Here is a 20,110-nt window from a genome sequence, read left to right on the forward strand (position 1 = left end):
ACTCGGCTTGACATCGCTGGAGCGTCCATATATGTCTCCTTTAATTGTTTTGTCTACGTATTTTTTCTAGACTGGCAAATACCAATCTACCATTTCTTGAATATATTTTGGCGCATCTGATATGTCAGGCTTGAATGTTATGGTGTCTTCGTTAATGAAAAGTATATATTTTGATATTTCTGAAATGTTTTCAGGTGGGAACCCATAACGCATTAGTAATGTATGTACTGTGTTATTTGTACCGAACCTTAATAACTCTATCATTCTATCAGAGCGCTGGTCTGATGTTTGATCTTTATATACTTTAAAAGAAGTTATAAAAGACTCTGTCAAAGAGAATGAAATAACTTGATCAAGATAATCATAAGTGTCAAAAACTACCGCATCATAACTAACGTTTTTTGCTAATGTGGCCTTGTCAAAGATTGAATATGTTTGCGTCAACGTACTCTTTGGCAATTTGGTAGCCGGCTGTGAAAACGCAGCATAACCTTTCCTCCCCTCATCTTTTTTTGAAATATAACTATACCGAATGCCGACAATTTCTCTAAAGGTTCTCCCCTGAATTACTTGGAGGAAAATTGAAATTGCCTGCCTAAATACAGCAATTTCACCATCATACAAGACTCTATTTATTGAAGCTTCATATATAAATCTAAAGTATTGTTTCAATGACTCTCTTTTTTCTTTATTCTTGGCACCATACAGATTATCCTTAATCGAGTCCTCGCTATAGATAACACTTAATATTGCTTCGCAGTATTTTAATATCTCTGATTCAGATAGACGTTCAATTTTGGATAAAGGTGCTTGCTTATCATCGTCAAAGCTGCCTTCCTTTATTGAATTGATCAATTCTGAAGTGTCAGGATCATCTATGGTTTCTGGATTGTCGATGATTGATTGCTCATCTAATAGGAATTTCTCATTGACTCTTTGGGAGAGTAGCAGAGGGTTTTTTGTGAAAACATACCCAAAGTCAAATTTTGGTTTGTTGGATAGTCGGCCAGCTCTTCCTATTAGGTTTTTAAATGATAAAGATCTACTTTGATCGCTATCACCAAGAATCCGCATGTTGTCAAGCCATACAATATCAAACGGCATGTTAACACCCTGTGCAAGCGTGCTTGTCGCAAAGCAAATTTTTGCATAACCCTTTCTTATTAAGTCTTCGACAAGAAAACGTACTTCTAGTGGTACTGAACCATGATGAATCACAATACCTTTGCGTAATAATGCGACCAGTTCAGAGTTATGCTCATCGTTATCAGCACCCAACAGGTGTTCAATTGTGTTAATTATCTCTTCAACTTCAACTGAGTCTATATCCTCATAGTTATCAATATATTTTCTGAATGGCTCGATGAATTTACCGTTATATATAGATGCTTTTGATACATAGACAAGAACGGAGTGAGTTCCATCAAATGCAAAATCACTAAACTTTTGTTCATGCTCTACACATTTTTTGATTTGGTGACCGCGTTCAATGAATGGAGAAAAGTGATAATATTTTTTATTTTTATGTTGATATATAAAGATTTTACCTACAGAGCCATGGGTATATGATCTTGAATAACATTCAGCTTCAGAAAAGTTATGCTTTTTAAGTTGAGCTTCAGGATTTTCTACAAATGGATGCGCAAAAATTAGTTTTGCTTTATCAAAATACAGCTTAACCCTTCGCACGAGAACATCGAAAATAACTCCTCTTTCATTTTCCTCAGAGACCTGAGCTTCATCAAAGAAAAATACTTTAATATTTAAGTTAAGGTTGCTGGAAAATAGGTCTCTTGCTCGTTCAGGTGTAAGAATAAATATTCTTCTTAGACTCCTAGACTTGAATATATCATCCACAAATGAGGAGATCATCACATTTTTGTCACCATTGAACTTTTGCTTCATTGTGTTGACATACTCTGCGATCAAAGCTCTAGAAGGAACAATTACAACAGCATCGCCATCATCTTCAGCAATAAAATCTCTGATGGAATATGACTTTCCAGCACTTGTTGGTGCGGATATAGAAACAACTTTATTCTCATTAACTGCTCTTCTTACACTCGCCTGAACAGGGGTGAGATACTCACCAAACTCTTCCTTGTGTTGCTTTCCAACGCCTGACAAAAGAAATGAGTACAAATTGTTCGGTTCAGGTAGTTTATAAAAGAGTCCGAGAGAAGTGATGATTTTCTCTTCATGTTCCTGAAACTCACCTCTGTGGAACTTTTTATAATATGTTATTTTTTCTAATATTTCAGAGCTTACAGGGCCTTCTTTATGAAGAATGTCTAATAGTTCAGAAATACCATTAATTGGCTCTATGTCTTCTGCAATATCGGTTATGCTCATTTGCTTACCCCAACCAAATATACTGCTTTTATGCTATCTGAACTCAATTTATCTTGAGCAGATTTAATAGCATTTTTTAAAACTACAAGAGGGTCAGATGCATTTATTGAGAATGACGCAACAATACCAAAACTATCATTATTCAGATTTTCAACAGCTGTATCTGAAGCCAGCTCTCTTAAGTGAACATAATCCCTCAGATGTTTTTCATCATCTATAAAACCTTTTGATTGATTTATAGCATTGCCATGGGGTTTTCACTTCCTGAATATTTTGCTTCTCCAAAATTTATAAACTTGTCAGAACAAACTGTATGGAAATCAAAGCCTTCATTTTGTTTTATCTGGGGCTTCCAGAGTTCTGCTATGGGCAAAATTACATGATTAAATATTTTCTCAAGTGCTTTGGTAGATCCGATTGAAACCATGACTTCACCAAACTCACTCCCTACATCAGAATGTGTGGTGGTAGATTCAAATATCTCAACTAGTGTAGAAGCAGTTTCTTGAACTGTTCTATCATATGCTCTCTTGCTACCTACATCTAAATTTGTCATCCAAGAAGTATCAAGAACTTTTTTAGCTAGAGCTTCAGATATTATCTTTATGTCGTTTACTATTACATGACATACCTTGATTTTTCCAATCGGTGTGTCTGTCTCTATCTCAAAGTAGTCACATCCCCAATCAGCATCAGAATATTGACTTCCATATTTAGGTTTATCTGCCATATAAAATTTACTTCAAATGTGTCGAATGTTTTTAGATGTTGAGGCTTGGTAGCTCATTAGCGTGAATACCGGTTAAACTCCGTAACTGCAATCCCGCCAACACCACCAAATTAATTAATTTATTCATATTAATAACAACAACCTAACACCTTTATTCATGTTACTCAAGCCAAAACAGCTATGTTAAAAACAAGATTTAGTATTAAGGAAACTTTAAGGTCGGACAAAACGAGAAATTTGACATGGAAACTGACGAGACTCATTTATATCTGTATAGATAAACAGCATTTAGAGTAGGAATGCCCTAGTCTCCTTTTTTGGTATCTGTACACACATAACTCAGCGATTGCCTTTGCAGTTAAAAACAAAGAAAGCGTCTAAACTGGCTATCACCCACCAATCTCCACCCAACAAAAAAGCGCGTAAAAACGCGCTTTTTTCAGTCTTTTAATCTTTAAAGATTAAAGAACTTTAACTGGTACCGCTTGCTCTGAACCGAACTTAGTTGTCAGTTCTTCTTCAAGTGGGGTGAACGCAGTCAGGTCGATGCCTTCAACAGCGGCCTGGTACTCGTCCATCGTTGGGAAACGACCCAGAATAGTGGCAAGTACTACCAGTGGCGTAGAGCCAAGTAGTGATTCACCTTTCTTCTCAGCTGAATCCGCTACAACACGGCCCTGGAACAGGCGCGTAGACGTTGCGATTACAGTGTCACCCGGTTCTGCTTTTTCCTGGTTACCCATACACAGGTTACATCCAGGGCGCTCTAGGTACAGGATGTTTTCGTACTTAGTACGTGCAGCCGTCTTCGGATTTTCATCGTCAAACTCAAAGCCTGCGTACTTAGCCAGTACTTCCCAGTCACCTTCTGCTTTTAGCTCATCAACAATGTTGTATGTTGGTGGCGCAACAACCAGTGGTGCTTTGAACTCGATTGAACCGTTTTGCTTCTCAAGGTTGCGTAGCATCTGTGCGATGATCTGCATGTCGCCTTTGTGAACCATACAAGAACCAACAAAGCCCAGGTCAACTGGCTTACCGTCGTAGAAAGACACAGGACGGATCACGTCATGCGTGTAACGTCTTGATACGTCTTCGTTGTTTACATCCGGGTCGGCAATCATTGGCTCAACGATTTCGTCCAGGTTCACCACAACTTCAGCGTAGTACTTAGCGTTGTCATCTGGTGCCAGTGCTGGTTGCTCACCAGACTTGATACCCGCGATACGCTCGTCTGCCAGGTCAATCAGACCCTGAAGCGTTTTCGCTTTGTTGTCCATGCCCTTGTTGATCATGATCTGGATACGGCTCTTCGCCAGCTCAATTGACTTGATCAGCGTTTCGTCGTTAGAGATACAGATTGACGCTTTCGCTTTCATCTCTGCAGTCCAGTCAGTGAAAGTGAACGCCTGGTCAGCCATCAGCGTACCAATGTGTACTTCGATGATACGGCCCTGGAATACGTTTTCACCGCCGAATTGCTTCAGCATTTGTGCCTGAGTAGCGTGTACTACATCACGGAAGTCCATGTGCTTCGCCATTGCGCCTTTGAAGGTTACCTTCACAGACTCTGGAATTGGCATTGCAGATTCACCGGTCGCCAGTGCCAGCGCCACAGTACCTGAGTCGGCACCGAATGCCACACCTTTAGACATACGCGTGTGCGAGTCACCACCGATGATGATTGCGCGGTCATCCACAGTAATGTCGTTCAGTACTTTGTGGATTACGTCGGTCATTGAGTGGTAAATGCCTTTCGGATCACGTGCTGTGATCAGGCCGAACTTGTTCATGAACGCCATCAGCTTAGGAATGTTTGCCTGTGCTTTTGCATCCCAAACAGACGCAGTGTGACAGCCAGACTGATACGCGCCATCAACCAGCGGAGAAATAGTAGAAGCAGCCATAGCTTCCAGTTCCTGCGCAGTCATAGGACCCGTCGTATCCTGAGAACCAACGATGTTTACTTTAACACGTACGTTTGAACCCGCGTGCAGCGGCGTCTCAGACGCAACACCGATTGCGTTACGGTTAAAGATTTTTTCAACCGCAGTCAGGCCCTGGCCTTCATGCGATACTTCTTTAGAAGGTGCATATACTTCTGGTGCTTCAACACCTAAAGTTTCAGCGGCAAACGTCTGTAGTTTCTTACCGAATACGACCGCGTAAGAACCACCTGCCTTCATGAACTCCACTTTTTGTGGTGTGAATGAAGATGATACGTCAACCAGCTCTTTGTCGCCGTTGTATAGTTTCTTCGCTTTGGTGTCGATTGTCAGCAGTGTACCAGTCGCAACAGAGTATGCTTCTTCCAGTACCGGGTCGCCGTTTGCGTCGGTAACCACTTTGCCGTTTTCGTCGGTTTTCTTCACCCAGTTTTTCAGGTCAAGACCAATACCACCGGTTACATCAACAGTCGTCAGGAAGATAGGCGCGATACCGTTAGTACCCGCTACAACCGGTGCAATGTTGATGAATGGAACATAAGGGCTTGCCTGCGTACCTGCCCAAAGTGCCACGTTGTTCACACCAGACATACGAGATGAACCTACACCCATAGTGCCTTTTTCAGCAATCAGCATCACTTTTGCATTTGGGTGCTTCTTCTGTAGCTCGACAATCTCTTGCTGTGCTTCAGGGGTGATCATGCATTTACCGTGTAGTTCACGGTCGGCTCGTGAGTGTGCCTGGTTACCCGGAGAAAGTAAGTCAGTTGAAATATCACCTTCACCGGCAATATAGGTTACAACTTCAATTTTTTCGTCAATATCAGGCAGCTTAGTAAAGAATTCCGCGTTCGCGTAGCTTTCTAAGATGTCTTTTGCAACGGCATTGCCCGCTTTGAATGCGTCTTCCAGACGTGACGTGTCTTCATCGTACAGGAAAACCTGGGTTTTCAATACGTCAGCTGCTTGCTTAGCAATGGCTTCGTCGTTGCCCAGCGCAAGGTCAAGTAGTACCGCGATAGAAGGACCGCCTTTCATGTGCGAAAGCAGTTCGAATGCAAAGTCAGCTGTGATTTCAGCTACAGTCTCTTCGCCCAGGATAATTTCTTTTAGGAATTGTGCTTTCACACCAGCAGCGCTGGTTGTGCCCGGAAGCGTGTTGTAGATGAAGAAGTTCAGTGAATCTTCACGGTGCTCATGCCCTGTGTCTTTGATTTGGGCAATAATTTCAGATAGCAAGTCAGCGCTATCGATTGGTTTTGGACTCAATCCAAGTTCCGTTTTACGGGTTTGGATTTCTTCCATGTACTCATTATACAAACTCATATAAACCTCGTCAGGCAGTAATACGTGTAGATAGAACCGACCCATTCTACCCTACTTTGCCCTTGCACGTAATCTTTTAACGAAAAAAGCCTGTTTTCGCTCAATTTTTACGCCAATTTAACCACATAGGGCCGCGTCAGGAAGGATGAAAATTCCGGTGTCACTTAGCCTCAGGGATAAGGCTTTAAACTCAGGTTGAAAGTGTTAACTTTTGAGATAATAAAGATGAACAAAACACAGCCAACATGGCTGCTTGTATTCGGTAAATACAGACAGCTGGCCGGGCGCAATGAAAGCACCCGAGACCAGCTGCGATGGATCAGTTGTTGAGTTCAGTGTCGACCGGCTGCTCTTCTAAATCAAGTTCGTCGATGAACTCTCCCAGTTGTTGCTCCACTATGGTGTTGGCATGGGCAAAGTAGGCAATATGAAACACCGCATCGCCTTCATTGACCAAAGGTAAAGACTGCTGACCGATAATAATACCACTGCGTGGTGCCTGGATAGCCACTTCATTGCCACCCAGCGGGTTACTGATATAGCCCAGCACCTGCTCTTTATTAACTCGCTCTCCCAGGCCCACCATAGCGCGGACAATACCGTCTGTATGGGCACGCACCCAGCTGGTGGAATCCGCAATCACAGGTTCTGGCAGCTTTTTCGAGCGCCGACCTTTAAGTACCTTAAGCCGTCTGAGCACATTTTCAACACCCTTTAAGCCCGCCGCAATTGCGAGTGGATCAAAGCGCAGCGCCTCACCCGCTTCGTAGGTGATAACGGGGATCCCCAGGTTACTGGCTTCACTGCGTAAAGAACCGTTGCGCAGCGTTGCGTCAATCACCACAGGTGTACCAAAGGCTTTGGCAATGTCAGCGGTTGCTTCACATTCCAGGTTTGCCCGGATCTGAGGCAAGTTTGAGCGATGGATAGCACCTGTATGCAAATCAATGATATGAGTGCATTTGCTGGCAACCCGTTTAAAGAACACATTGGCAACTCGCGCTGCCAATGAGCCCCGCTCTGAACCCGGAAAACAGCGGTTCAGATCTCGCCTGTCTGGCAAGTAGCGTGACTTATGAATAAAACCAAATACATTCACTACCGGCACAGCAATCAGGGTTCCCCGCAGCGCTTTTGGATCAACTTTCGCTAAAAGCTGGCGCACTATCTCTACGCCGTTAAGCTCATCACCATGAATGGCGGCGCAAACCATCACCACAGGGCCCGCCTCTGCGCCATTGACCACTTCAATGGGAATGGTTAACGGAGAATGGGTATAGAGCTTGGCCACTTCCAGCGACAGGGTTTTGCGCTCAGCCACCTCAATGGGTGTATTTAGTAGTGTAAATACCTGGTTTTTTTTAGCCTTTGCCACGCGTTGCGGTCCTCTTACTGGCTGCATTCTTTTCCATAAATTCAATGATCATACCGGCAATGTCCTTTCCGGTTGCTTTTTCTATGCCTTCAAGGCCAGGCGACGAGTTTACTTCCATCACCAGTGGCCCTCGCTCTGAGCGCAGCAGGTCGACACCGGCAACATTCAGGCCCATTGCTTTAGCCGCTGCAACAGCGGTTTTGCGCTCTTCCGGAGTAATGCGGATCAGGCTGGCACTGCCGCCGCGGTGCAGGTTAGAGCGAAACTCGCCTTCCTGCGCCTGACGTTTCATGGCGGCTATCACCTTATCCCCAATCACAAAGCAGCGAATATCCGCACCGCCGGCTTCTTTAATGTATTCCTGCACCATAATGTTGGCTTTCAGGCCCATAAAGGCTTCAATCACACTTTCAGCTGCTTTACGTGTTTCCGCAAGGACTACACCAATGCCCTGAGTGCCCTCGAGCAGTTTAATCACCACTGGGGCGCCACCGACCATTTCAAGTAAGTCTTTGACATCATCGGGCTTATTAGCAAACCCGGTGATGGGCATACCAACGCCTTTGCGGGATAACAGCTGTAAAGAGCGCAGCTTATCGCGCGAGCGGGTGATGGCCACCGACTCGTTTAACGGATAAATGCCCATCATTTCGAACTGGCGTAACACAGCACAACCATAAAACGTGACCGAGGCACCAATTCGCGGCACAACGGCGTCTACATCAACAACCTTTTCGCCTTTGAAATGAATTTCTGGCTCATTGGAGTTGATGTTCATATAGCAGCGCAGCACATCCAGCACCACAGGCTCATGGCCGCGCTCCTTTGCCGCTTCTATCAAACGACGGGTCGAGTAAAGGTTTTTATTCCGGGATAGAATGGCGATTTTCATGTTAATTCCTTGCTTCAATTCTTTTTTTAGTCAAATAAGAGGCTGCGGGGTCTACACAGATCCGCCCCTCCATTGCTGTACGCCCCAGTAACATTCTAAATTTCATGTTATCCCGGTTGGTCAGCGTGATTTCAATGGGCCAGCGCTCGGTGCCAATGTGCAATGTCGATTGAATCACATAGCGAGATTCCTGATGGCCGCCCGAGTCTGTTACCGTGCGAACGTCCAGCACCGGCGCTTCGCAAACCACTTCGTAGTCGGTATTTTTTTGTTTGGGATGCATCCAAAAACGGACCCAGGATGCGCCTTCTTTTTCAAACTCTTCTACTTTGAAGGCATGCAAACAAGAGGTTCGGGCGCCGGTATCAACCTTAGCTTTGATCCTGTCTATACCCAGCTCAGGCAAAGACAGCCATTCGCGCCATCCAACCTGTATTAAAGTCGACATTTTTGTGCTCCTTAAAAAAGCGCTTTATACCTTGCTCTTAAACAATAGACTAACAAAATTTATTTATCCAAAGCAGCAAAGCAATTGATTGAACAATAAAATTTTGTTCCACAGTAACAAAGGCGTGGTGACTTAGCCAGCAAGCCTGACTCTGATTGATACTTTGTAATCTTTTGACTGTCATTTAATACAATGTTACTAAATAAACATAAAAATTTGAGCTGTTATAATTTATAACGAATTCGAATTTCGGATAGAATTATCCACCTTTAGTATTGCCGTCCTTTTCGTGGGCCAGACAAAAAAAGCCCGTACAGAAATCAACATATAATCAGGAATGACCATGTTAAGACCGAGTACTCTGGCAGCCAGCATCAGCTTGGTGCTGGGCGCCGCCGCTTCGTTTCACACCAGCGCAGAACAAAGCCAGGCACCTCAGGCTAGTAACACCACAGAAGTGATTGAAATCACAGGTACCCGACGCAGTCTGCGCAGCGTAGCTGAAAGCACGGTACCGGTCGATGTTATCAGCCTGGATGAAATCACCAGCTCAGGCCAGCTTGAACTCAGCCAGGTTTTGACAACGCTGGTACCGAGCTTCAATTTTCCGAACTCGCAGCTGGCCGACGGCACCGATCACGCACGCCCGGCGGTATTGCGCGGACTGGCGCCCGATCATACTTTAGTGCTTATCAATGGTAAGCGCCGCCATGCCAGTGCCCTGCTGAACCTGAATGGCACGGTTGGTCGTGGCTCGACAGCGGTTGACCTGAACACTATTCCGACCGCTGCTATCAAGCGCATTGAAGTATTGCGTGACGGTGCGGCGGCACAATACGGCTCAGACGCCATTGCCGGTGTGATCAACATTGTTCTGAACGATGCCGATGAAGGCGGCAACCTGTCGGTCACTTATGGTGAGTACGACACGCAGATGGCCGGCTCTGCACAACTGCTACGCACCTATGAAGATGCCGAGGGTAATCTGGCATTTGACAAAGGCGCAGATCGCGAACTGAACGATGGCGGCACCACCACAGTCAGCGGCAATATCGGTTTTGAGCTTGGCAGCAAGGGCTTTATCAACGTGGCTGCTGAGCTGCGTAACAAGCAACCGACCAACCGCTCAGGCATCGATGAGCGCGAGCAGTATGCCCGTGATGAAAACGGCAAGCTGGACCCTCGTGAGTTTAACGCAGAGCGTTATAATCACAGATTTGGTAAAGCCGACATCGAAGACTTTGCGCTGTTTTATAACGCAGGCTACGCACTGGCGCCGGACTTAGACTTGTACTCATTCGGCAGCTTCTCAAGCCGCGACGGTAATTCAGGTGGTTTCTTCCGTCGTCCTCAGGATAGCCGTAATGTCCCCGAAGTTTACCCGGATGGCTTTTTACCGCAAATAGACACCGAAGTGCGCGACTATAGCTTTGCTGTGGGTGCCAAAGGGGATGCCGGTGACTGGCAGTACGATGTCAGCACCAATTATGGCCTGAACGACTTTGGCTTTGGCGTATCGAACAGCCTGAATACCTCTATGGGCGCAAGCAGCCCAACTGAGTTCGACAACGGCGCACTGGTGTACAGTCAGCTGCTGGTTAATGCAGAGGCCAAAACAGAGCTGGACTTGGGACTGTATGACAGCGTGTTTGTTACGCTGGGCAGTGAATACCGCCGCGAAACCTATGAAATTCAGGCGGGTGAACTGGCGTCTTATCAGACGGTATTGGATGCAAACGGCCAGCCGGTTGCCGCAGGTGGCGCACAGGTTCTGGCTGGATTCTCCCCAGAAAGTGCGGTGGATGAATCACGCCATAATGTCGCGTTATTTGCTGAGTTTGATACTTACCTGACCACCGACTGGAACCTGGTACTGGCGGCCCGCTATGAAGATTACAGCGACTTTGGTTCAACCCTGACTGGTAAGCTTGCAACCCGCTATGTGGTGAACGACCAGCTGTCGCTGCGTGGTGCGCTAAGCACAGGCTTCCGCGCGCCTTCGCTGGCTCAGACTTCATATAAGTCGATTGCCACCGTATTTGAAGACGGCGTACCAAATGAAGTTGGCCTGTATCCGGTCGATACTCCTGCGGCTGCGGCACTGGGTGCTAAACCACTGGAAGCCGAAGAGTCTGTTAACCTGACAGCCGGTTTCATTTATACGCAAGATGCTTTCAGCCTGACACTGGATGCGTATCGCATTGATATTGACGACCGCATTGTGATGTCTGAAAACCTCAGCGGCGACGCGGTTGAGCAGATCCTGCAACAGGCTGGCGAGTTTAACGTACAGCGTGTACGTTACTTTACCAATGCCATCGACTCGCGCACTCAGGGTGTAGACATTGTTGCAACCTATCGCTTTGATTTGGCCGACTATGGCGACCTTAACCTCAGTGCAGCCCTGAACCTCAACGATACCGAGGTAACAAATGTCAAAGCCAACCCGGCTGAGCTGGCTGCGCTTGGCGATAGCTACCAGTACTTTGCCCGTCGTGAAATTGAGCGCTTTGAGTCGGGCACACCGGATAACAAATGGAACCTGGTGGCAAACTGGCAACGTGAACAATGGCAGGTTATGATCAAAGCAACCCGCTACGGCGAAGTGACCGATCCTTCCAGCACAGTAGAAAAAGATGAAGTACTGGCAGCCAAATGGATCACCGATCTGGAAGTGGCTTACATGGTAAACGCGCAATGGCGTGTTGCCCTTGGCGCGAATAACCTGTTTGATCAGTATCCTCAGGATACCGTCAGCAACATTGGGTTCAGCAACTTTAACCAGATCTTCCCTTACTCAGCGTTCTCTGCATACAGCACAGACGGCCGCTTTGTATACGGTAAGGTGTCGTTTAACTTCTAAGCGAATAATAAAGCCCGCGAATGCGGGCTTTTTCAACTCATTAAAGTTCTATCTTATTACATGCCACTGGGTTTGCCTGCCCGCTAAGTACCAGACCTGCTTGCCATCAAATACCGCATCTTGCTCCAGCTTGATTTGGATCCACTGGTTGTCCCACTCCGGTAATTGCGTTTTAATGTTTCCTTCAATGGCATAAACCGTGTTTGGATACAGTTTCCAGTCTCCCTGTACCGGTGTCGGCCCCTGATTATCCCACATACCAATGGTTGGGCCAGGTGCATGACCAACAAAGCCGAGCGGATGGGTATAAGTACTGCTGACAATCCCTGCTGCTTTACTTTGTTTAATGGTATTGGCCAGGATCTCATTGCCCGTTAACCCTGATTTAAAGTTACTGGTTAAGATATCCTGCCAGCGATTACCTGTCGCCATAGCCTGTTTCAGGCCCGCTGGTACATCGGTTTCATGAAGCTTGAGCACGTAGCCCATTTCCTGTGTATCCGTGCACTGATTTAGGTAACAGATACCCACATCGGTGTGGATAATGTCTCCCGGCAAAATAGTCCGGTTGTATTCACCAATAAACACATCGTCTTTACTGGTTTTGTCGCCCTGACGTTGAATATTTACGTACGGCTGGAACCAGGGTCTGAGCTGTAATTCTTCAAAGCGTTCGCGTAAGTACCATTCAACGTCTTTGGTGGTGGTCACGCCTGGTGTGATCACCTTATTGGAGAATGCTTCTGCAATTACCCGACGCGCCAGTGTCACCGCCTGCGGGTATACATTAAGCTCTTTTTGGCTGCGCGTTTCCAGCCAACGGATCACCAGTTTTTCGGCGCTCACCAAGCGCTGCTGGTATTTGCCCGGCAATACCTTCAACAGTTGTTTATGTAATCCAACACTGAGACCATCGGCCAGTGCCCAGTCTTCACTAACGTTAATCCCAATACGCTTAGGATCACGCTCGGCAATCACCTCAGCGAGGCGTTGCCACTGCTGTTCTTTTGTGCCCCCTTTCCACACTGTGGGATATAAGTCGCCAATGGGATAACGACTCACACTAAAGCGTTCAATACTGCCATCGGCTTGCTTTGAAAACACCAGCAAGGTAGTGCGGCGTGCCGCAAAAGTCGGTTGCGGAACCAGGGTATAAAACAGCTTATCTTCACCATATTCTCGGTTAATGACGAGCCACATATCCAGGTCCGCCTCACGCATTAGCTCTGGAAGTAAGTTATCCAAGCGATCTGTCACCATCTCATTGATGGGTTGCACGCGCTCCCTGAATGACAACACATCGGGCAACGCCGATATTTGACGGCCCTGTGCATATTCCTCGGCCATAGCGGGAGTGCTTATCGTGCACAAGCTCAAAAATAATCCAAAAAGTCTTTGCATAATAGTCCTAATATTTCTTTGAATTTAAGTTATCTCAGATCGCCCACTGTCTTCACAGTCGTTTATTATTTATGAGCAATCGCACCTTTGATCTGTTTCCTCAGGCGCGCAGCCATCAGTAAAAGCTTACAGACCATTCAGTCTCTTCGGTACAGTGATTCTATGGAGCTTGAAGCGAGTGAATTTGCATGGATCATGTAACCTGCCAAAGCCGCAGAGGCGCCTTCTGGAATATTCAGGGGTTTAGACAGTGCATGAACGGTAAATTGATAACGATGTACTCCATGGCCTTTTGGCGGACACGCTCCGCCAAAGTCATTCGTCCCGAAATCATTCCTTAACTGCTTTGCACCTGCTGGTAATAGTTCGTTACCCAGCTTGCCTGCACCGGTCTGTAAACTGGTTACCGTTGCGGGAATATTTACCACCTGCCAGTGCCACCAACCACTTCCCGTTGGCGCATCAGGGTCATAGGCAATCACCGCAAAGGCTTTAGTCCCATCAGGTGCACCACGCCAAGACAGCTGCGGGGACAAATTATCTCCTTTACAGCCAAAGCCCTGAAATACCTGAGATTGTGTTAAAAAGTCACCATTTTTTATATCACTAGACTGTAGTGAAAAAGATCCTGCCATGGCAACAGCTGGTAGTAGAGCAAAACAACAAAATACGCGGTTCAAATTAAACATATCCAACTTTTCCTTATATAACGAATCACCCAAAATTGTTCTAAATATTTGCTTAAAGTGGAACCTGTAACAATCGGCACTAAAATATAGCCAGCTTATGAGGTTACTACCTTGCCAAGGTTCGCTACTAAGTTAAGCAAGTAGATATAAAAAAACCCGCTTTAAAAGCGGGCTTGTTCACGATACAGAAACAAAAGAAATACATCAACTAGCAGCTACCAACTCATTGTGCTGTTGATACAGGGTTGAAGCCTCAAGTTGCTGCCCTTTGACGATGCTGAAATGTCTGCCACCAAAACGCACACGGCCTCGCTTACGTTCAATAAGCGACTCTGCCATTGACTTGTCTTTCATTCTGTCGACAAACTGTTTTCGGGCACGATGAATCTGGATATTAATGTGACTCTCGGTCAGCCCCAAATCACGGGACAATTGCTTCACCGAGACCCAGCCTTGTGATGCATCATCGACCTGATGCTGCATATCTTTTATTTTATACCTGGCCAATAGAGCCGTCAGGTAATGGTGTGTACGGGTTTCAAAATCGACTTCTTCCTGAGCCTGTTTTACCTGTAACTCAGCGTATTCCTCATCCTGGCTCAATGTAAAATGGTACTCCAGATCGCCGGGATCTGTATCTGTGACTTCTGCCGTGCACTCCTGTTGGCTTGCCCGCGTCTGGATCAGGCTCCAGATCTGCTGCGCAAAACGCAGTTGCTCACCATCAGTAATACTCACCGGATGTTCAGAGCCAACTTCCTCGTAACACCAGGTTTGTTCAGCATTGTTAAAATACACTATCAGCTCAGGGTCTGATTCACTTGGTAACAGGTGGTAGTTTTCCAGCTGAATAACCGGCATTTGCCCGTCAACAAGCTCGTCGTGGCTATAAGGCACCAATAAATCCTCAGGTGGCGCCAGATCCGTTACGCTGAAGCTGTGGCAGCTTGAATCTGAAAAGCGAATTTCATCATTCACATTCAAAGCAACGTCCTGGTTATAAGGGACTCGTGCATCATTGAGCCAGGTGCCATTACGGCTCAGATCACGTAAATACCAGTACCCCTGTTGCCACTCTATCACGGCATGAATGCGGGAAATGGCCAGTTCATCAAAGCAACTGTCCACTGAATGCTTTAGTCGCCCAAATCGGTGAAAGGACTTTAAATATAAATACTTAGATTGCTGTTTATGTTGTAACGTGGCCATAATCGCTCCTCGATAACTGCTCCGGGTTGTCGCAATAACACGCCTATCGCCCTGACCCGGAAAACTGTTCCTTAATAATCTTAACACCGTTTCACAAAAACACCGATTTCACCACATTACACCAAAATATTGCCTAATCTGAAATAATCTCATCCGACCTACTCACCTGATAGACTGGCATTTGATTTGCTTAACCGTTACTATTGTTATTCGGTACATGTCGTTCTTTTGGCACGTCATTTTCCCGACGATACATATGCCCTTCAGGCATTGCCACCCGTAAGGTACAAGATAAAAAATAAAATGGATAAATCGCAGCCATCAACTAACTCAGAGCAGCCCAAAGGGGGATCCTCCACTTCTCAGCAAACGAGTTTGCCCGAACACTATCATGTTATAAAAGTGTTAGGTGAAGGCGGAATGGGCGAAGTTCTGTTGGCAGAAGACATCCGACTGAACCGAAAAGTGGCAATAAAGCGCCTAAAGACACAGGCTGCGGGCACCGACATCTCTCTCGCAGTTGCTGAAGCCCAAATTCTTGCCAGGTTAAATCACACACACATAGTTCAGCTTTACGACATAATAACAGGCCCTGATCAGGTTTATCTGGTCATGGAGTATGTCGATGGCACCACATTGTTTTATCACCAGAAAACTCAGATATTAAGCCTTGAGCAAAAACTAACCTTGCTGATTCAGGTTGCCAATGGCATTGCAGCCGCTCATCAGTGCGGCGTAATACATTGCGACCTAAAACCGACTAATATATTGCTGGATAAAAACCAGCAGATCAAAATTACCGACTTCGGTATCGCGCGCATCACGCACACTTCTCAGGAGGGAACTCACACTGACATGATGCAAAGCCATGCCAGTATGACCGCCACCTCGCCAGAACAGCTCAAAGGTGAAGCACTCTCACCTCAGTCGGACCTGTTTGCTTTTGGTGTCCTTGCTTATGAATTGATAAGCGCTCGTCACCCTTTTGGTAAAACCCAATTACGTGAGCGTATACTAAATGGTAAACATGACGATGCAGGCCAAGTCTTACCGGCTTTACCCGAACCGCTGGCTCATCTGTTAAATCAGCTGTTGTCGGTTAATCCTGAAGAACGCCCGGCGAATGCCAGACAAGTGGCCAAAAGACTGGAACAAATTCTGATAGTAATCACACAAAACGCTATCATGGATCAGGAAACCGTGCCATTTGAGTCTGATGTGTCTGCGTCTGATACTTCTCAGCCGGTTCGAACACAACCTAAGTGGCGGAATCAGTACGTCGTTCTAATCGCTTTTAGCCTATTATTTTTGACCGTATTGGGTGCGTGGCTGTTTAGCCAGACTCCACAAGAAAAGCGATATGTGTTGGTGCTTAAACCTCAACTCACCCAGACAAGGCAGCTCAGTGACGAGCGCACAAAAAGTACCCTTGCAAGCGTCGATCACGCGCTGCGTCAGCTCATTGTTGACGGAAAGCATACCGAATTGATTGCTCACCGCCCAGAGGCGGAACACTCTTTGCGCCAGCTGGCAACAACGACGGGGGCAACAGACATAATCAGTACTGAGCTTACCTGCAGCGAACATAGCTGTGAAACAGTCGTAAAACGTCTAGGGGGCGAGAAATGGACCGTTCAGCAGCAGATCAGCTGGCCAATGGCGCTCACTAGTGAAATCGAGAATTTTTATTCCACCCAGGCGCAAGCTGTCAAACTGTTTCCTGATCTAACGCCTAACAGTTTGCCCCTCGAAACAGTCAGGCAGCAAGATTACCTGAGTTACCTGCAAATTTACCAGGATGTGTCTAACCTGGGTGCCTATAACCTGAGCAATCTGGAGAAGTTACAGCAGGTGTTGACGAATTCTCCCTACCTGTTTGCGGCCTATGGGCTATACAGCGACATAAGCTTGACGGTATATGATCAGACCAAAAGAGAAAAATTGCTCGCGCAACTGCGTACCGTTCTAAATAATGCGCCAACACGCTATAAGCAAAAAGCCATTTTCAACAAAGAAATGATGCTACTTGCCTTGACCAGCCATGATGAAACTTTGTTCGAGACACACTTAGCTCACGCCCGGGCACGGCATTTCAGTGATTACGATATCGAAGTGATCCTGTCAAAACGGGCCAAACAGCAAGGTGATCTGAAAGCCGCAATTGAGCACCTACATGAGGCTATGGCACTCAGAAAAAATACTTCTATCATGTTCAACCTAGCTAACACCTACTATCAGAATGGTCAATTTGAGCAGGCATGGCATTATCTTGATGAAGTACTCGGCTGGATCCAGATGATTACTTAGCCAATCAGTTGCTCGCCGACATTCACCTTACTGAGGGCAGAGTTTCAGCAGCAATTGAGCGCTACAAAAAGGTGATCTCTGTAGATGCTCAACCTTTCGATGTCAACGCTCTCGTGCTGTCTTATATGCTTGACGGACAATTCTCAGAGGCACTATCAGCCGCGAAACCTCTCACGCAAATCGAGAACAACTCCTTGTTTTTGCTTAATCTGGCTGACATTGAAAAGCTCAACGGTAATATGGAACAAGCGGCGTATTATTATGAGCAGGTGATAGAGAAAAACAAAACATCTGATGATTTTTATGATCTACTTGATGTTGCCCAGGCTCATGCGCAGCTCAGTAATCACGAACAGGCTGTAACAGTACTTAATCAGGCCATAAAACAATCCCCCGAGAATCGTGAGTACGCATTTACAGCAGCCCTTGTGTACACTCAGGTGGGTGAGCTTACTTCCGCAATGGTAAACGTAAAATCGGCATTGGAACTTGGCTATGGCGCGGTCTGGTTTAACTTGCCATGGTTTGAAGCGCTTTGCCAGCGAGAGGAATTTAAGCAGATTGTATCAAGCTACAACAAAGCAACGCTTTGCCAGAAGCGTCAACCCTAAAGCTGACGCTCTGTCTTTATATAACCAATGCTTATGCTGGCTTATCGCGACGTACGCCAAGACGTGGATCTTGAGAATAGAAAATTTCGTTGAGTGCCCCTGCTGAATTGTTCAGCCTCACAGCAACAAACCTGAAATCGATTTCATCGAATTTGCCTTCTGCAGATGCCACACCACCTAGCACGTTCTTGATAGTCAAAACTAAGGTTTTACCTTGATTCTCAATATCAGTCGTCAGCTGATAATCCTGTGAGTCCTGCTCACAAGATAAAGAAATACCGCTTTGCCAGAAGCGCCAGTCACTATCTGCACAATCTTCCATCTCGACAATGAACACAGCCTGCTGCTTCGAGATCAAAGCACGACGCGCATTCTCAGAAATGCCCGGTATGTCGCCCAGATTAAACACAACATTAAGTTGCGCCCCTTGCGGTACCGGCGTGTATTCGCCACTTGCTCTATCGTAATATTGCAGCCCCCAATCTTCAGTTGTGGTTGTCGGGCTGAGTCGGAATAAATAGTTTTCGCTATTTAGGTCAAAGCTTAGAACATCATTTTGCATTTTAGTCACTCCTTATTAGTTATTGCGCTCAACAAGCTTACTCTGAGTTTTTTAAAAACACCAATAAAATCCGACAATTATTAATGCAAATGATGCAACTATCAATCACTACACACAGCAAGCCTCATGTAATGTCGGTGTAATGGTTACTCGCTGAAAATCTCTTTATTGTATCGGTTAGTACAGTTGAACGATTAAGTTGTCACAATGGCTTTTGAACATAAAAAATGCGCTGGCGCTTCTGAAAAAGCAATCTATATTACGGGTGTCCAGGTAAGGCCTGATGGCTTGGACGGAGCTAAACTCACAGCCATTGGAGGGGCAAAAGCCTTTCAGGCACATCTGGACACGACCCGGAAAAATTACCCTGCGACAAAACTGTTACTGAGTCTGTCTCCCGACGAAAGCGGCCTGCGCTATCTGAGTCAGGATATCAATGGTAGACAGGTATTCTGCCAAAGCGTGGTTGAATTTTTGCAACAATACCAGCTTGACGGACTGAATCTGGATGCCGCGTTTTACCATGCTCAACTTGAAACACAAGCAATCAGTGGTAGCGCCCATTTTCAAAATATTGCCGCCATCTCGTCTCATGATTTTGATGCACTTTTTTTAGGTTTAAAATACCAGTTTGATCAAGCGGCACGGCATAACGGACAAACCTATTTGCTTACACAAATTTCAAATAGCACTGGGCCTTTGCTAAATCATAGTTACCCAGGCGAGCTGGCACCGAGCAGTGATATGACTGGAGAAATGCTGACTTCAACAGAACATACATCAGACCTTACCTGCCTGAGCGATGAGGAAGCAGCATCGTTGAGTGGTGGCACAGCCGTAAACAATCTGCGCGGTATCGTAAAGTATCACAACACACCACTGACCAGTGCGCAGGAACGTGATTACTTCAGATACAGCCGTTAATTCGAGGGTAGATTACTACCTGTGTGCTTGTAGGTTGTTAGCTTGACGCTGCAAGCGCAACCAGCGCATTCAAAGCAGCCTGTGCATGTTCAGTTTTAACAAAGAGATGATCATGATAAAAAGCGGCAACCACATTTGCGCTGATCCCCTGCTCGGTCAGGCACTGCGCCACAGCAGCAGTCAGCCCAACCGCATCCAGGCTGGAATGTACACTTAAAGTTATCTGACGAAAGGGCCCTTCAAATTCGAGCCCATAAGACTGAGCAGCCGTTTTTTCGACTATCAGGGTTAACCCTTCTTGCTCCTGAAACGTTGCCAGTGGATGAAGTGGTGCGTACTCTTCAAGACTACCTGATACGCTACAAAAGACATATTCTCCCGGGTTTATAACCGGCTCCATCGTTTTCAGAAGTGCCGTCAAATTAACAATGCCTGACATTATTTTATTTCCTTTATGATTAGCTTTGCGAAAGGT

General features: G+C 46.0%; 15 protein-coding genes. 4 read left to right on the forward strand and 11 right to left on the reverse strand.

The annotated features are described in order from the left end of the window. Nucleotides 1–66: 66 nt before the first annotated feature. The 6 genes from ELR70_RS15585 to ELR70_RS15610 all read right to left on the reverse strand — a co-directional run bounded on the left by ELR70_RS15585 (nt 67) and on the right by ELR70_RS15610 (nt 9,069). Nucleotides 67–2,352, reverse strand: coding sequence for a DEAD/DEAH box helicase (locus ELR70_RS15585; RefSeq protein ID WP_054017607.1), 2,286 nt, complete (start codon nt 2,350–2,352; stop codon nt 67–69). A gap of 235 nt (nt 2,353–2,587) precedes the next feature. After that, nucleotides 2,588–3,082: a hypothetical protein gene (locus tag ELR70_RS15590; protein WP_206613306.1), complete on the reverse strand. Its 495-nt coding sequence runs from the start codon at nt 3,080–3,082 to the stop codon at nt 2,588–2,590. Nucleotides 3,083–3,543: 461 nt separating this feature from the next. After that, nucleotides 3,544–6,354: a bifunctional aconitate hydratase 2/2-methylisocitrate dehydratase gene (locus ELR70_RS15595; protein ID WP_082353393.1), complete on the reverse strand. Its 2,811-nt coding sequence runs from the start codon at nt 6,352–6,354 to the stop codon at nt 3,544–3,546. A gap of 319 nt (nt 6,355–6,673) precedes the next feature. Next, complete coding sequence (locus ELR70_RS15600; RefSeq protein WP_054017605.1) at nt 6,674–7,729, reverse strand: succinylglutamate desuccinylase/aspartoacylase family protein; 1,056 nt, start codon at nt 7,727–7,729, stop codon at nt 6,674–6,676. Beyond that, the gene (rimK, locus tag ELR70_RS15605; protein WP_054017604.1) at nt 7,716–8,621 is read right to left on the reverse strand and encodes a 30S ribosomal protein S6--L-glutamate ligase; all 906 of its coding nucleotides are present in this window, start codon (nt 8,619–8,621) and stop codon (nt 7,716–7,718) included. Before rimK ends, ELR70_RS15600 begins: the two co-directional genes overlap by 14 nt. 1 nt (nt 8,622) lies before the next feature. Further along, nucleotides 8,623–9,069, reverse strand: coding sequence for an ATP-dependent zinc protease (locus tag ELR70_RS15610; RefSeq protein ID WP_054017603.1), 447 nt, complete (start codon nt 9,067–9,069; stop codon nt 8,623–8,625). Between the two features lie 337 nt (nt 9,070–9,406). Between ELR70_RS15610 and ELR70_RS15615 the strand changes: the two genes are divergently transcribed. Continuing rightward, nucleotides 9,407–11,932 carry a TonB-dependent receptor gene (locus tag ELR70_RS15615; protein ID WP_054017602.1) on the forward strand — a complete coding sequence of 842 codons (2,526 nt, stop codon included), beginning with the start codon at nt 9,407–9,409 and terminating at the stop codon, nt 11,930–11,932. A gap of 48 nt (nt 11,933–11,980) precedes the next feature. Here the strand turns inward: ELR70_RS15615 and ELR70_RS15620 are convergent, their stop codons facing one another. The 3 genes from ELR70_RS15620 to ELR70_RS15630 form a co-directional block, all read right to left on the reverse strand. Continuing rightward, nucleotides 11,981–13,333 (reverse strand): M24 family metallopeptidase, encoded by a 1,353-nt coding sequence (locus tag ELR70_RS15620; RefSeq protein WP_128064624.1) that lies wholly within the window; start codon nt 13,331–13,333, stop codon nt 11,981–11,983. 137 nt (nt 13,334–13,470) lie between these two features. Beyond that, a complete protein-coding gene (locus ELR70_RS15625; RefSeq protein ID WP_054017600.1) occupies nt 13,471–14,022 on the reverse strand; it encodes a YbhB/YbcL family Raf kinase inhibitor-like protein in 552 nt (183 codons plus the stop codon). Between the two features lie 204 nt (nt 14,023–14,226). Then, nucleotides 14,227–15,231: an FHA domain-containing protein gene (locus tag ELR70_RS15630; RefSeq protein WP_054017599.1), complete on the reverse strand. Its 1,005-nt coding sequence runs from the start codon at nt 15,229–15,231 to the stop codon at nt 14,227–14,229. Between the two features lie 303 nt (nt 15,232–15,534). Here ELR70_RS15630 and ELR70_RS15635 point away from each other — a divergent pair, with 303 nt between their 5' ends. Both ELR70_RS15635 and ELR70_RS15645 read left to right on the forward strand, forming a co-directional pair. Further along, nucleotides 15,535–17,538: a serine/threonine-protein kinase gene (locus tag ELR70_RS15635; RefSeq protein ID WP_128064625.1), complete on the forward strand. Its 2,004-nt coding sequence runs from the start codon at nt 15,535–15,537 to the stop codon at nt 17,536–17,538. Nucleotides 17,539–17,663: 125 nt separating this feature from the next. Beyond that, complete coding sequence (locus ELR70_RS15645) at nt 17,664–18,149, forward strand: tetratricopeptide repeat protein (RefSeq protein ID WP_128064626.1); 486 nt, start codon at nt 17,664–17,666, stop codon at nt 18,147–18,149. A gap of 31 nt (nt 18,150–18,180) precedes the next feature. Here ELR70_RS15645 and ELR70_RS15650 read toward each other — a convergent pair whose 3' ends face one another. After that, nucleotides 18,181–18,711 carry a hypothetical protein gene (locus ELR70_RS15650; RefSeq protein ID WP_054017597.1) on the reverse strand — a complete coding sequence of 177 codons (531 nt, stop codon included), beginning with the start codon at nt 18,709–18,711 and terminating at the stop codon, nt 18,181–18,183. A gap of 207 nt (nt 18,712–18,918) precedes the next feature. On the opposite strand from ELR70_RS15650, the gene ELR70_RS15655 reads away from it, so the two are divergent. Then, the gene (locus tag ELR70_RS15655; RefSeq protein WP_054017596.1) at nt 18,919–19,635 is read left to right on the forward strand and encodes a glycosyl hydrolase family 18 protein; all 717 of its coding nucleotides are present in this window, start codon (nt 18,919–18,921) and stop codon (nt 19,633–19,635) included. A 37-nt stretch (nt 19,636–19,672) separates the two neighbouring features. On the opposite strand, the gene ELR70_RS15660 is transcribed toward ELR70_RS15655, so the two are convergent. Beyond that, nucleotides 19,673–20,074 carry an ACT domain-containing protein gene (locus ELR70_RS15660; RefSeq protein WP_054017595.1) on the reverse strand — a complete coding sequence of 134 codons (402 nt, stop codon included), beginning with the start codon at nt 20,072–20,074 and terminating at the stop codon, nt 19,673–19,675. Between the last annotated feature and the right edge of the window lie 36 nt (nt 20,075–20,110).

Origin of the sequence: Pseudoalteromonas sp. R3, assembly GCF_004014715.1 — a bacterium.
Lineage (GTDB): Bacteria > Pseudomonadota > Gammaproteobacteria > Enterobacterales > Alteromonadaceae > Pseudoalteromonas.

Bases quoted from the DNA above. Each gene is read 5' to 3' on its own strand.
- ELR70_RS15650 (WP_054017597.1), bottom strand. From the start codon at position 18,711: ATGCAAAATGATGTTCTAAGCTTTGACCTAAATAGCGAAAACTATTTA.
- ELR70_RS15620 (WP_128064624.1), bottom strand. From the start codon at position 13,333: ATGCAAAGACTTTTTGGATTATTTTTGAGCTTGTGCACGATAAGCACT.
- ELR70_RS15660 (WP_054017595.1), bottom strand. From the start codon at position 20,074: ATGTCAGGCATTGTTAATTTGACGGCACTTCTGAAAACGATGGAGCCG.
- ELR70_RS15590 (WP_206613306.1), bottom strand. From the start codon at position 3,082: ATGGCAGATAAACCTAAATATGGAAGTCAATATTCTGATGCTGATTGG.
- ELR70_RS15585 (WP_054017607.1), bottom strand. From the start codon at position 2,352: ATGAGCATAACCGATATTGCAGAAGACATAGAGCCAATTAATGGTATT.
- ELR70_RS15655 (WP_054017596.1), top strand. From the start codon at position 18,919: ATGGCTTTTGAACATAAAAAATGCGCTGGCGCTTCTGAAAAAGCAATC.
- ELR70_RS15615 (WP_054017602.1), top strand. From the start codon at position 9,407: ATGACCATGTTAAGACCGAGTACTCTGGCAGCCAGCATCAGCTTGGTG.
- ELR70_RS15610 (WP_054017603.1), bottom strand. From the start codon at position 9,069: ATGTCGACTTTAATACAGGTTGGATGGCGCGAATGGCTGTCTTTGCCT.
- ELR70_RS15625 (WP_054017600.1), bottom strand. From the start codon at position 14,022: ATGTTTAATTTGAACCGCGTATTTTGTTGTTTTGCTCTACTACCAGCT.
- ELR70_RS15645 (WP_128064626.1), top strand. From the start codon at position 17,664: ATGCTTGACGGACAATTCTCAGAGGCACTATCAGCCGCGAAACCTCTC.
- ELR70_RS15630 (WP_054017599.1), bottom strand. From the start codon at position 15,231: ATGGCCACGTTACAACATAAACAGCAATCTAAGTATTTATATTTAAAG.
- ELR70_RS15635 (WP_128064625.1), top strand. From the start codon at position 15,535: ATGGATAAATCGCAGCCATCAACTAACTCAGAGCAGCCCAAAGGGGGA.
- rimK (WP_054017604.1), bottom strand. From the start codon at position 8,621: ATGAAAATCGCCATTCTATCCCGGAATAAAAACCTTTACTCGACCCGT.
- ELR70_RS15595 (WP_082353393.1), bottom strand. From the start codon at position 6,354: ATGAGTTTGTATAATGAGTACATGGAAGAAATCCAAACCCGTAAAACG.